This window comes from Bacillus luti (assembly GCF_009739945.1).
Classification (GTDB): Bacteria; Bacillota; Bacilli; order Bacillales; family Bacillaceae_G; genus Bacillus_A; species Bacillus_A luti.
In genome coordinates this window covers 4,018,813-4,032,872 of the sequence record NZ_CP040336.1, presented here as the reverse complement: position 1 = coordinate 4,032,872, position 14,060 = coordinate 4,018,813, and the positions used below count along the sequence as shown (strand labels likewise).

At 36.9% G+C, this 14,060-nt stretch carries 10 protein-coding genes; 8 read left to right on the top strand and 2 right to left on the bottom strand.

What is annotated here, in order from left to right; translation table 11 throughout:
• The first annotated feature begins 98 nt into the window (after nucleotides 1-98).
• From EUC40_RS20455 to hemY, 4 genes are all read left to right on the top strand, one after another.
• Nucleotides 99-2,216, top strand: a complete 2,118-nt coding sequence (locus EUC40_RS20455; protein ID WP_156576406.1) for a transglycosylase domain-containing protein — start codon at nucleotides 99-101, stop codon at nucleotides 2,214-2,216.
• Between the two features lie 188 nt (nucleotides 2,217-2,404).
• Nucleotides 2,405-3,451, top strand: coding sequence for a uroporphyrinogen decarboxylase (gene hemE, locus EUC40_RS20450; RefSeq protein ID WP_071711147.1), 1,047 nt, complete (start codon nucleotides 2,405-2,407; stop codon nucleotides 3,449-3,451).
• A gap of 14 nt (nucleotides 3,452-3,465) precedes the next feature.
• Complete coding sequence (gene hemH / locus EUC40_RS20445) at nucleotides 3,466-4,401, top strand: ferrochelatase (protein ID WP_000726769.1); 936 nt, start codon at nucleotides 3,466-3,468, stop codon at nucleotides 4,399-4,401.
• 19 nt (nucleotides 4,402-4,420) lie between these two features.
• Nucleotides 4,421-5,842: a protoporphyrinogen oxidase gene (hemY, locus tag EUC40_RS20440; RefSeq protein ID WP_156576405.1), complete on the top strand. Its 1,422-nt coding sequence runs from the start codon at nucleotides 4,421-4,423 to the stop codon at nucleotides 5,840-5,842.
• 52 nt (nucleotides 5,843-5,894) lie between these two features.
• Here the strand turns inward: hemY and EUC40_RS20435 are convergent, their stop codons facing one another.
• Nucleotides 5,895-7,247, bottom strand: coding sequence for a DUF4026 domain-containing protein (locus EUC40_RS20435; protein WP_156576404.1), 1,353 nt, complete (start codon nucleotides 7,245-7,247; stop codon nucleotides 5,895-5,897).
• Between the two features lie 238 nt (nucleotides 7,248-7,485).
• Here EUC40_RS20435 and EUC40_RS20430 point away from each other — a divergent pair, with 238 nt between their 5' ends.
• Together EUC40_RS20430 and EUC40_RS20425 are read left to right on the top strand one after the other, a co-directional pair.
• Complete coding sequence (locus EUC40_RS20430) at nucleotides 7,486-9,852, top strand: DUF6359 domain-containing protein (RefSeq protein WP_156576403.1); 2,367 nt, start codon at nucleotides 7,486-7,488, stop codon at nucleotides 9,850-9,852.
• A gap of 99 nt (nucleotides 9,853-9,951) precedes the next feature.
• The gene (locus EUC40_RS20425; RefSeq protein ID WP_071711143.1) at nucleotides 9,952-10,251 is read left to right on the top strand and encodes a hypothetical protein; all 300 of its coding nucleotides are present in this window, start codon (nucleotides 9,952-9,954) and stop codon (nucleotides 10,249-10,251) included.
• A 114-nt stretch (nucleotides 10,252-10,365) separates the two neighbouring features.
• On the opposite strand, the gene EUC40_RS20420 is transcribed toward EUC40_RS20425, so the two are convergent.
• Nucleotides 10,366-11,220 (bottom strand): hypothetical protein, encoded by an 855-nt coding sequence (locus tag EUC40_RS20420; protein WP_156576402.1) that lies wholly within the window; start codon nucleotides 11,218-11,220, stop codon nucleotides 10,366-10,368.
• A 383-nt stretch (nucleotides 11,221-11,603) separates the two neighbouring features.
• Between EUC40_RS20420 and EUC40_RS20415 the strand changes: the two genes are divergently transcribed.
• Together EUC40_RS20415 and EUC40_RS20410 are read left to right on the top strand one after the other, a co-directional pair.
• Entirely contained in the window at nucleotides 11,604-12,005 is a 402-nt protein-coding gene (locus EUC40_RS20415) for a BlaI/MecI/CopY family transcriptional regulator (protein WP_000184503.1), read from the top strand.
• A 2-nt stretch (nucleotides 12,006-12,007) separates the two neighbouring features.
• On the top strand, nucleotides 12,008-13,957 hold the full coding sequence (locus EUC40_RS20410) for a M56 family metallopeptidase (RefSeq protein WP_156576401.1): 1,950 nt from the start codon (nucleotides 12,008-12,010) through the stop codon (nucleotides 13,955-13,957).
• Nucleotides 13,958-14,060 lie beyond the last annotated feature (103 nt).

Here is a 14,060-nt window from a genome sequence, read left to right as displayed (position 1 = left end):
TTATATCAATTCTCTTAAAAAACTTCGAAGATTATATACATAAAGATACTTCTTTTTCAAATAATAAATGTACCATCATTTGGAAAGAAGGACGATGTATGAAGAAAGTAAAGTGGACTTTATTAGGAGGCGTCGCAACGGTGGTAGTAGCGATTGTACTCTATAAACTTATCGTGTTAGCTGGTGGCTATATGATGGATGAAAAGCAGCTCGTTTTCCACTCTTCATCACGTATCGTTGACCAGAAAGGAAAAGAAATTACGAAATTATACGTAGAAAATAGAGAACTCGTACCAGTCGAGCAAATTCCGAAATATGTACAGCAGGCGTTCGTTGCGGTGGAAGATTCTCGTTTTTATGAGCATCAAGGAATTGATTATCCGTCTATATTTCGGGCTCTTTATAAAGATACGTTAGCTGGTGACAAGGTAGAGGGCGGTAGTACCATTACGCAGCAACTCGCTAAAAACGTCTTTTTAACTCGTGAAAAAACATTTACGCGCAAATTGAAGGAAGTCGCAATTTCCCTTCAACTAGAGCAAAAATATACGAAGCAACAAATTCTTGAAATGTATATGAATCATATTTATTTTGGACATGGGGCTTACGGTATTCAAGCTGCAGCGAAGTTGTATTTTAATAAAAATGTAGAAGATTTAACGGTAGAAGAAGGGGCAATGCTTGCAGGTCTTCCGAAAGCACCGAACGGATATTCACCGTACTTATCTCCAGAGAAGAGTAAGGAGCGCCGTGATCTCGTATTGTCACTTATGCATAAACAAGGCTATTTAACGGCAGAAGAAAGCGTACGTTATCAAGGGAAGACAATTGCTCTATATAAAAACTTAGATGAGAATGAACTCGCATATATGCCATATGTTGATATGGTCATAGATGAAGCAGCTCGTTTATACGGGTTGTCTCATCAAGAAGTGCTTCGCGGTGGATATACGTTTGTCGTACCGATGGATGAAAAGATTCAAAAGGTAGCGTATAACCAGTTTCAAGATGCGAGAAATTTCCCTGGTAAAGAAGAAGGGGCGCAAGGTGCATTTTTATTAATGGATAATCGTACGGGCGGAATTAAAGCGGCGATTGGTGGAAGAAAGTATGTGCCAAGAGGGTTTAATCGTGTTTTTGCAAAAAGGCAGCCCGGTTCTGTTTTAAAACCACTAATCGTTTATGCACCAGCACTCGAAACGAAAAAGTATAATCCATATTCTTTATTAACGAATGAGAGAAGTTCTTTCGAAGGATATGAACCTCGAAACTATAATCATGAGTATACGAAAGAAATGACGATGTACGATGCGATGTTAGAGTCAGCAAACGTACCAGCGGTTTCTTTATTAAATGAGTTAGGGGTAGAAGAAGGAAAGCAATATTTAGAGAAAGGAAATGTTCATATTGCAGACGCTGGTTTAAGTACAGCGCTTGGCGGATTAAAAAACGGTGTTTCACCATTTGACCTTGTGAAAATGTATCGTGCATTTTTAGCAAATGGCGATATTATTGAGCCGCACGTGATTGATAAAGTGTTAAATAGACACGGCGCAGTCATTGGGGAATCGCCAAAAGTAGAAACAAATATATTCTCAAAACAAACGGCATGGTATATGACAAAAATGTTAGAAGGGGTCGTGAAGGAAGGGACAGCGAAAGCGGGTGTGTATAAAGGAGCGTTAGCTGGCAAAACGGGTACTACTTCTTTGGCAAATGACGACAACGGAGCAAGAGATATGTGGTTCGTTGGGTATACACCAAATTTAGTAGGCGCTGTTTGGATTGGTTATGACCGCACAGATAAAGATCATCAGCTGCAAGGGGAAAGTGCATCTGCGACGAAATTGTTTAAGAAAATTTTAACGAAGGCAAATGTAGAACAGAAAGAGAAATTTATGAAACCAGAAGGTGTGGAAACAATCGGTGCTCCGATTCGGTTACATCGGATTGAAAATGTAAAAATGAAGTTATCGTTTAGTCCTTTCGGTTTATTTAAAACGAAATTAAGTTGGACACCTCTTCCAGATGAAAGAATTATGTATCGAATTTACAGAGTGGAAAACGGAATTCATACGCATGTAGGTACTGTAACAGGTGCTGGAGAATATGAGGAAAAGTTTGTTAACATCTTTTCAAAACCGAGCTTTTACGTTGTGCCATATAACACACAAACGAATCGTGAAGGAGAAAAGTCAAAAGTAGCTAAACCATAGTTTTTCTCTGTGTTATAATAAGAATGTTGTGAAAATAGTAAGCGTTTTTAAGGATGTTTGTGTCAATTTCATGAACAACGTACATAATATTATGCATTTTGTTTTTACAAGCTGTATAGTAAAAAAGATAAATATCGGGATAGAACGTATTTAGAGCAAAAGCATTGGCAAGGAAGGGAGCAAGGGTCTTGGTAAGAACTATAAATGAGACATTTTTAAAAGCATGTAGGGGGGAACGTACAGAGTATGTACCAGCATGGTATATGCGTCAAGCAGGTCGTTCGCAGCCGGAATATAGAAAGATAAAAGAAAAGTATTCTTTATTTGAAATTACACATAATCCAGAGTTATGTGCTTACGTTACAAAGTTACCAGTTGATCAATATAACGTAGACGCAGCAATTCTGTATAAAGATATTATGTCACCACTACCTGCAATTGGTGTGGACGTTGAAATTAAATCAGGTATTGGTCCAGTTATCGATAATCCAATCCGTTCTTTACAAGACGTAGAAAAACTAGGGGAAATCAATCCAGAAGATGACGTACCTTACATATTAGATACGATTCGTTTATTAACGACAGAAATGCTAGACGTACCGTTAATCGGTTTTTCAGGAGCTCCATTTACACTAGCGAGCTATATGATCGAAGGTGGTCCTTCTCGTAACTACCATAATACGAAAGCGTTCATGTACGCTGAACCGAAAGCTTGGTTCGCTTTAATGGATAAGCTGGCAGATATGGTTATTACATATTTAAAAGCGCAAATTAATGCAGGTGCAAAAGCAGTTCAAATTTTCGATTCTTGGGTTGGAACAGTAAATGTAGCAGATTACCGCGTATTTATTAAACCAGCAATGGAGCGTATTTTCGCTGAGGTTCGCCCGCTGGGTGTTCCTATGATTATGCACGGCGTTGGCGCTGCACACTTAGTGAATGAATGGCACGACTTACCGCTTGATGTAGTCGGTTTAGACTGGCGCTTACCGATTGAAGAAGCACGTGCACGCGGCGTTCATAAGGCGGTACAAGGAAATATGGACCCTTCGTTCTTACTTGCACCATGGTCTGTTATTGAAGAACATGTAAAAGGTATTTTAGATCAAGGGATGAAAGAGCCAGGTTATATCTTTAACTTAGGTCACGGTGTATTCCCAGAAGTAAATCCAGATACATTAAAACGTTTAACTACATTTATTCATGAATACTCTAAAGGGCAGTTAGCGAAGTAAAGGAGCATTGCTGTATGAAAAAGAAAATTGGTTTGCTTGTAATGGCATATGGAACGCCATATAAAGAAGAAGATATTGAACGTTACTATACACATATTCGCAGAGGAAGAAAGCCAAGTCCTGAAATGCTAGAAGATTTAACAGAGCGTTACCGTGCAATTGGTGGCATTTCTCCTTTAGCTACTATTACATTAGAGCAAGCTAAGAAGTTAGAAAAGCGTCTAAATGAAGTGCAAGATGAAGTAGAGTACTGCATGTATCTTGGCTTAAAACATATTGAACCGTTTATTGAAGATGCGGTGAAAGATATGCATAACGACGGTATACAAGATGCAATTGCACTTGTTCTTGCGCCACACTATTCTACATTTAGCGTGAAATCATACGTTGGACGAGCACAAGAAGAAGCTGAGAAACTTGGAAACTTAACAATTCATGGCATCGACAGCTGGTATAAAGAACCGAAATTCATCCAGTACTGGGTTGATGCAGTGAAAGGTATATATAACGGTATGTCAGAAGCAGAGCGTGAAAAAGCAGTATTAATCGTATCTGCTCACAGCTTACCAGAGAAAATTATCGCAATGGGCGATCCATATCCAGATCAATTAAATGAAACAGCTGATTATATTGCACGCGGCGCTGAAGTAGCAAACTATGCAGTAGGTTGGCAAAGTGCTGGAAACACACCAGATCCTTGGATCGGTCCAGATGTACAAGATTTAACGAGAGAACTAAATGAAAAGTACGGATACAGTTCATTCGTATATGCACCAGTTGGATTTGTTGCGGAACATTTAGAAGTTTTATATGACAATGACTTTGAGTGTAAAGTTGTAACAGATGAAATTGGCGCGAAATATTATCGTCCAGAAATGCCAAACGCATCGGACGCATTTATTGATTGCTTAACAGATGTTGTAGTAAAGAAAAAAGAATCTGTATTGTAAAAAGAAAGGGGGAGCCTGCTTGAGGAAAAAAGTTGTGATCATCGGCGGTGGTATAACAGGATTAACAACAATGTATCACTTACAAAAAGAAATCCATGAAAAGAACTTGCCGATTGATACATTACTTATAGAAGCGTCTGGTAGACTTGGCGGGAAAATTCAAACCGTTCGAAAAGATGGATTTACAATTGAACGCGGACCAGATTCTTTCTTAGCAAGAAAAGAGAGTGCAGCTAAATTAGTGAAAGAATTAGGGCTTGGCGATGAACTTGTAAATAATAAGGCCGGTCAATCATTTGTTCTCGTAAATAATCGGTTACATAAAATGCCGATCGGAGCAATGATGGGAATTCCAACGCAAATTACTCCGTTTCTATTTTCAGGCTTGTTCTCCCCGATTGGTAAATTAAGAGCTGGTTTTGATCTGTTAATGCCTAGATCAAAACCAGTATCTGACCAATCACTCGGGCAGTTTTTCAGACATCGCCTCGGAAACGAAGTGGTTGAAAACTTAATAGAACCATTATTATCTGGTATTTATGCAGGGGATATTGATGAAATGAGCTTAATGTCTACATTCCCGCAAATATATCAAATAGAGCAAAAACATCGCAGTATTTCGCTTGGCATGCGTACACTCGCTCCAAAAGAAGAGAAAGCGGAGCCGAAAAAGGGAGTCTTCCAAACGGTTACAACTGGTTTAGAATCTATAGTAGAATCTCTTGAAGTAAAGATTCACGAAGGTACGGTAATGAAGGGAACACGCATTGAAAAAGTTGCAAAACAAGGTGATGGTTATACGATCACTCTGAGTAACGGCAAAGAAATCGAAGCAGATGCGATCGTTATGGCAGCTTCTCATAAAGTATTGCCATCTATGTTTGCCCAGTACAAGCAGTTCCGTTTCTTCCGTAACATTCCTTCTACATCAGTTGCAAATGTGGCACTTGCTTTCCCGAAATCAGCCATTCAGCGTGATATTGATGGAACGGGATTTGTCGTATCGCGAAATAGTGACTTCTCCATTACGGCATGTACATGGTCACATAAAAAATGGCCGCATACAACGCCAGAAGAGAAGGTGCTTCTCCGTTGCTACGTTGGACGCCCTGGTGATGAAGCGATTGTAGAACAAACCGATGAGGAAATTGTCCAGCTCGTCTTAGAGGACTTACAAAAGACAATGGACATTACAATGGATCCGGATTTCACAATTGTGAGTCGCTGGAAAGAAGCGATGCCCCAATATACAGTAGGTCATAACGAGCGAATGAAGAAACTCACAACATTTATGGAGAAAGAGTTGCCAGGTATATACTTGGCAGGTAGTTCTTACGCTGGTTCTGGTCTTCCAGACTGTATTGATCAAGGTGAGAAAGCCGCAAAGCGTGTACTATCTCATTTGGAGAAAGTAACGAATACGGAATTAATCGCACAATAAAGAGAAACGCCTTCAATCGTATTGAAGGCGTTTCTTTTATTATATAAAACACTTATTCGCGAATAAACATATATAAGTTACTTGGCTTTATAACGGCATCACCAGCATAAATAACCCATTCTGTTAAGTCATCAAAATCTAAATGATAAGAATTTCCTTCACTCATATCTTCTATAAAATATGGTTCATTAATGAGTATTCCTTCAATAAGGTCTTCTGTAATATGTTGCATTTCAAACCACATATGTTCGCTTTTACCCTCTTCATAGGAAACACCAAACTTAGCGAGGAAACGAAAACCTTCATTTGATTGCTCAATTTGAAAAATGTTGCTGAAATACCCGAAAGTATTTTTGGCATTGTAAGCCATACGAGCCGTTTCACTATTTGTTTTATAAAACATGAGCCCTGTAGCTTCCTCGTGTTCTTTGAAAAAGCTTTCGATACATTCTTCTGAAGTATTAAATTTGAATAAGAGAACGGATGGAGATTGATGGTATTCATCTCGGTCATCCATCCCGCCTAAGAATGTGTTTTGTGCATCTATTGGTTGTAGCTTCACTTCTTCATCCTCTATTGAAGATAATTGGTCCATACTCGTTTTATGCCCAATATAAGATAATCCTTTTTCCCACGGAACAGCTACTGTATGTATAGAACCCTGCTGACTATGCGCGATAACGATAGGCTCATTCATAGGGACTTGTCCATTCTCAACGGCATTATTAGCAAATGTTTGAAAGAGGTCACCAATGCCGTAGTAGGAAGAAATGCAATTTGGAATAATTAATTCTATTTCTGTTACGCCCGCTCTTAAAAGGCCGTGTGTATGAAACCAATATTGCGTAGGCTCGCCTTCTTTATCGTCTTCATAAACGGAATGAATAACGTATAAGTCAGGAATGTCAGGTAATAATTCATTTTCAACGTGATATTCAATATAGCTTCTAGATATTACCTTCATTGCTGCACTTGAATCAATTACAAATAACAAATCTGGGGCGAGGTTCCATAAAAATTGTAGCTGCTGGAAAAAGCAGTCCAGCACATCGCCTACAAATAGTGTGCGAGTGAAAATTTCAGTACCGAAAGCCGCATCTTCAAAATTACGATCTACGATTGTAGAATCTTGTCTATTGTACATTTTATATTCTTCTGGGTCATTCGCCTCATCAATATGCAGTTCATACGGTATGACTTTTTCGTCTATATGTAACTCAACAATAAGGCTTGTCTCATCATTATAAACAATTTTTAACTCATCAACTTTAGTAGCGATATTCTCTAGTCGCTGTTTTAACTGCTCAATTGTAATTCTAGTTGGTATAACAGCAATCATATCTGAAAAATGACGTTCTAATGTTCCATTTATAGCTGCGCGGTATGTTTCTGTTTGCACTTCCATCCAATCACTCCTATTCAAATGAATCCATTTTACATGCCAATGAAATTTCGATATTTTCTGTTTTCTCTCTAACATTATAGAGTGCATTCATAGAGGCTGTAAAATTATTATTTTGTATTATAGTTTGAAAACGAGTAAATTAGATTAATTTTTTGTAAAACTTGTCGAAACATAGTTCTATATAACGAATCATTTGATATGATAGACATGTTGAGAAAATATGAAATAGGGAGAGGGAATGGCTGTGAAGAAATTGTTAAGTATCTTTTTATCACTCTTGCTATTGCTTTCATTTACTGGAACTTTAGCACAAGCAGAAGAAACTACTTCTATGTCGGTAGAAAAAGCAATTCAAGTATTTAAGCAGCAAGGGAAAACGAAAGGGATAGTCGAAGGATATATCGTTGGATATACACAAAGTCCTTCTAAGTACACGAAGGATCCGGCTAAGTTTGATGACACAAATGTGGCAATTGCCGATTCGCCAAATGAAACGAATCCAGACAAAATCATGCCTGTTCAGTTGCCAAAAGGTGATGTGAGAGCGGCAGTAAACGTGAAAGATCATCCTGAAAATATCGGGAAGAAAGTTAGTTTAACAGGGACGCTTGAATTATATTTTAGTAGCCCAGGTTTAAAATCAGTAACAGCTCATAAGTTTCAAGGAGAAGGACAAAACCGTGTTAGCGATGTAGTGGCTTCACCGAATGGGGGAGAAGTTGCGAAAGGAACAGCAGTAACATTAACAACGAACACAGAAGGAGCAACAATCTACTACACGTTAGATGGTTCTAATCCTACAAATAAAAGTGTTCGTTATAACGGACAAATTATAGTGAATGAAAACAGTGTAGTGAAAGCAATTGCTGAAAAAGAAGGACTTACTTCTTCAGCAGTTTCAACATTTTCATTTATTATCGTAAACAATGAACCGGTTCGTATTCATGATATTCAAGGGAAATCACACATTTCTCCTTACAATGGGAAGAAAGTATACAGTGTGGAAGGCGTTGTAACAGCACTTGATAAAAATGGTTTTTATATAGAAGACAATCAACCAGATAATGACCCAGCTACGTCAGAAGGTATTTACGTATACAAAAAAGATGCGAATGTAGCAGTAGGAGATCTTATTCAGGTTGATGGAGAAGTAGAAGAATATGTTGGACCTGGATATGCAGAAAGGTTTGAAACAGACTTAACAACGACTGAAATTAAGGCGAGCCGCGTTGCTGTAATCGCAAAAGATCAATCTTTACCAGCACCGGTTGTAGTTGGAGAAAACGGTGTGAAAATACCTGACCAAATTATCGATAATGATGCATTCGGTTTATTTGATCCAAATGAAGATGCAATTGACTTTTATGAAAGTGTAGAAGGTATGCGCGTTACGATGCCAACACCAAAAATTATTGCTCCTCAGAAAAACGGGAATTTATATGTAACAGTACAAAATGGCGGTGAAAAAGTCGTAACGAAATATGGCACACCTCTTTTAGATGAAAATCAATTAAACCCAGAGCGTCTTTCTGTAAAAGTACCTCGTGATTATGTAGCAAAAGTAGGAGATACGTTCACGGGAGATATAACAGGGGTAGTCGGATATGATTACGGTGCGTTCCGTATTGCGCCAATAACGGAATTACCAGCTGTAGTAGACGGTGGATTTAAGCAAGTAGGGGCGAATATTCAGCCGCGTCTTGATAAATTAACAGTTGCTACATATAACATTGAAAACTTCTCGGCGAATAAAAAAGAAACAACAGATGAAAAAGTAAAAGCGTTAGCGTATTCTATTAAATACAATTTAAAAATGCCAGATATTATCGGTGTAGAGGAAATGCAAGATAATAACGGATCGATTAATGACGGTACAACAGATGCTTCATTAAGCGCAAAACGTATCATTGATGCAGTGCTAGAAATTCGTGGTCCGAAGTATGAGTATGTAGAAATTGCTCCAAACAACAATCTAGACGGAGGAGCACCAGGGGCGAACATTCGCGTCGGTTTCTTCTATAACCCATCACGCGTGAAATTAGCAGCAGTACCGAAGTTGCTTGATAAAAAAGTCGTCCGCATTGGAGACGAAAATCCATTATTTGAAAGTACACGTAAACCGTTAGCGGCAGAATTCACGTTCCAAGGACAAAACATGGTTGTCGTTGCAAATCACTTAAACTCAAAAATAGGAGATGCAACGCCATTTGGAAAAGTGCAGCCGCTCGTATTAAAGAGTGAGGAAAAACGAGTTCAGTTAGCACAAGAAGTCAATCATTTCGTACAAGGTATTCAGAAAAAGAATGCAAATGCACCAGTTGTTGTGTTAGGGGATATGAACGATTTTGAGTTCGCTAAACCATTAAAAACATTAGAAGGAACAATCTTGAAAAATATGTTAAACACAGTGCCGAAAGAGAACCGCTACACGTACATTCATGAAGGAAATGCACAAGTGTTAGATCATATTTTAGTAACAAACAACATCGCACCGCACACAATCGTAGACCCAGTACACTTAAACTCAAACATTATGAAAGAGCACGGACGTGTAAGTGATCACGACCCAGTACTGGCTCAAATTGATTTGAAGAAGGCTTCTTAAATAGTCGAGAAAGAACGCTTAGAAATATACTAAGCGTTCTTTTTCTGCAAAATCATGTTAAAATTAATTAAATATTCAGTTTTATGAAAGGAGTTAAAGATGCAAGCACGACTAAATGGAAAAGTAATGAACCAGCTTGCGATTTTTTTTAGTACACTCGTCATGCTTCAATTTGTGGCGGAGATAACAGGGCTTACACAAAATTTAGATATTACGTATAACTTAATCAATACAGCGGTGTCCTATGTAACGTTTAGTTTGGCGGTTATCTTCACTTTAATAGGCGCAAGAGGAGAATTAAGTAAATATGCTATTATTTCATTATGTTTAGTTGTAGGTATTAAAGCGATTTACTTTACGACGGTCGTTATTTTATGGGGATTGGCAGGTACGCCGTAAAGGAGAGGTTGATTATATGAGTATCGAAAATATACGAGTGATACATGTAAATGATAATAAGAGCGTAATTCTCTAAGTTAACTCAGGGAATTACGCTCTTATTCGTTCAATGATTTAGTCTGAAATTACTTGAAACGCTTTTCTACACCGATCTCTTTTTTGCAGTCTTCTTTTATATTTTTTTCTATCCCGCTTTACTCCTTGTATATACATAAGTAGGCTAACGAAAAGGAAGAAAGCACACTGAGTCATTAAAATATATGGTGACATGCCTTGCAATGGTTGTTTCGGATCATATAAATGAAAAGGTGCTCCGCCTATTGAAGGAAGTATTGTATTTAGCAGGACGTACGGAATGGAGGCGGCTGCGAATGGAAAGAGAATTGCCATATAGTCTTTTTGTGACCATACAGATGCAGCAAGTCCTAAAAGGGCCATTAAACCTGCAAATAAAAAATTAATTCCGATATATACAGTAATGTAAGTGAGAGGCTCATTGAAATATAGGTTTGCGAACATTCCATCAGCATTTATGATGCCTGAACCAATCTTAGGTGTTCCGTCTGGAATGGTTAATTTGCAAAATAATAACGATAAGATGAATGGAAGCGTATAAAGAAATCCTCCGCAAAAAAACGTAACGATATATTTCGCTACTGAATAAGGAAATATAGAAATCCCCTTACTCACAAACGGTTTAAAACCATCTGACTTATCCGAATTGTAACTTGTACTAAAGGGGAAACTCGCAATAACTGGCATTAATAATAAATAAACATCCATTTCATTGTCGCGAAATCCAATCCATTTTAAATCTGTTGATATAGGACCATTCGCTGCGTCTCCTAAATAACGAATTACATAATAATAGTGATAAATACAAATAAGAACGAATCCACTAAGCATCATAATTAAAGAAATACGACTACAAAAAGCTTGCTTTATATTTAAACGAAGCGCACGCATCATGACTAAAAAAGCCTCCACTATTTTGATAAAGTGAAACTTTAATCAGTGGGGGGGTTCTTCATCCCCCACTGATTATTAGTCTTCACCAATCGGACTTTAATGGGCAGTTGATTCCCCACCTAAATTCTTTGCTTTCGCTGAATTTTGAGGTGGGGGTCTTACTGCCCATTAAAGTCGGATAAACTTGTCTATTTTCTATATTACTATTAAATGTAAAGATTTTCTTGTTTTTTCATTTAATTATTTGAAAAAAGGGAAATTTGTTGTTGTGAAGTAAGGTTTAGCTGGGATTATTTTTTTCTAAAATATGGTTGACAATTAAGTATTACATTTGTAATCTTAGTTATAGATTACAAATGTAATATGAAGGAGTGAAATATACTATGACAAATCAATTACCTAAAATATCTGAAGCGGAATTAGAAATTATGAAAGTACTTTGGTCGAACTCACCACAAACAGCGAATGAAATTATTGAAGAACTGGAAGATGCAATGGACTGGAAACCGAAAACAATTCGGACATTAATTAATCGTTTAGTACAAAAGGAAGCTGTTTCTTACCATCAAGATAAAGGGCGTATGTACGCGTATTATCCGTTAGTATCACAAGATAATTATTTACAAGTTGAAACGAAATCTTTACTAAAACGTTTTTGCGGCGCGGCGTTTAAGCCATTACTTGTTAATTTCTTAAAAGAGGAGAAATTATCTTCAGAAGATATTAATGAATTAAAACGCATTTTAGATGAGAAGACAGAGGAGAATAAGAGGAAGGATCGATAAAAATGATAGACATGCTTATAAATGTATACCTTCCTCATTTTTTTGATTGGCTTATAGAAACGTCACTTATGGCTAGCATATTAGTTGGATTTATTTTATGTATAAAAATTTTATTTAGAAATAAATTAACGCCCAGGTGGCAATATATGCTGTGGATTGTATTAATGATAAGACTTCTTTTACCGTGGTCACCAGATAGTTCGTATAGTATTTATTCATTACTTTCCTATCGTTCTAGTGTATCGGAAGTTATTCCCCAAAATATGCCGTCTACTGAGAGTATAGTGAACATAGAAAGCGACCGTAAAGTGGAATTGGAATCAAATTCTGAAACTATGACAAAAAATAATGAACTTGAAGTAAACGCGAGTGCGGAACAAAAGCCCTCATTTTCTTTATACAAACTTGCTCTGTATGTTTGGCTAGCTGGAGTAATCGTATTAGCAGCCATCACGTTTATTACAAATAGACGTTTATATTCGTACATAAAGAAACAACCGGATATTATGGATGAACAGGTCGTTACAGTGTTTAACCGCTGTAAGCAGACTATGAAAATGAAGAAGGAAGTTTCATTGCGTCTAGCAGGGAAAATATCAAGCCCAACTGTTTTCAGTTTCTTCCGTCCGAAAGTATTACTATCAAAAAAACATATGAAAGTATTAAATGAGCAACAATTACAATATGTTTTTTACCATGAGTTAGCTCATATTAAGAGAAACGATGTAGCTGTAAATTGGATTATGTATAGCTTAATCCTATTAAATTGGTTCAATCCGATTCTTTGGTACGCCTATTTTTGTATGCGAGAAGATCAAGAATTAGCCTGTGATGCATATGCACTTACTTTTATAGATGAAGAGGAGCAAATTGCATACGGTCATACAATTATTACTCTTTTAGAGCACTATTCCTATCAAGCACCAAGTCTAGCGAGTTTAAGTAGAAATAAACGAACACTAAAAAGGAGAATCGTTATGATTAAAAAGTTTCAAAAGAAATCGTATCGTCTGTCTTTACTTGGCGTTATTGCTATAGCAGTTATAGCAGGGGGATTCTTATTGAATGCAAGGATAACCGAGGGAGATGAAAGACAGAAGGAAAAGGTTGTAGAAAACAAGCAATCTAAAGCGGCATTTGAAAAAGCGATAGAAACAGTATATGGTACACCAGAGAATGCAAGCAGAGAATGGGGTATGTCGATAAAGTCATATAAAAGAGATACAGATTTTTTGTATTTGGCAGAAAAGAATTTTACAAAAAAAGAATTTGAACAATATGTCCAATTATTTAAAGAGGCTAGGGAAATTCAGAAAAAAGCAATGGTTAAGAAAAATGTGCCTGAGAATTATGATGGAGATACAAAGGAAATGAATCTTAAACGCTTGAATAAACCTGATCAAGAAAGACTAGCTAGTATTCAGAAGAAATTAAAACCTTTTGATGATAAATTGCAGAAGTCTTTAACATATACTATGGAAGAAGCAAAAGAACATGTACCGTATCAAATTAAGAAGCCAACTTATATACCTGAAGGTTATGAATTAAAGAGAGAATGGGCTGATTCATATTTTGGAAGAGATGTAGAATTAGTTATTAAATCAGAATATACAAAAGGAAAATATGGTTTTACAATTTACCAGTCAAGGATGTATATGGATGGTAATGTTAATGGTGGCAAGGATCCACTACACTACATGATGCCTGGAGACGAGAATCTAGAAAGTTATAGTTTAGACGGGAAAGAAATGGTCTATAATAAATATTCTCAAGGAGAGAGTAAGTTAAAAGGACTCAAAATGTTTGTACCAGCACAAGGTAAGAATAGTGATTATCAAATTGTCATAGTAAATGATATTTTTACAAGAGATACAAAGATATACGAAGAGATAATTGATGATGATCTAACTAAGAAAGAGATGGAGAAAATATTACTTTCTATGTCAAAATAAAAGACAGTGTTCTTAAAACTTTTGTTTTAAGAACACTGTCTATTTTATTGAATTTCTAGTGGGATCTAGCCAGCAATTATTATGAATATATTCTTGCTTTTCA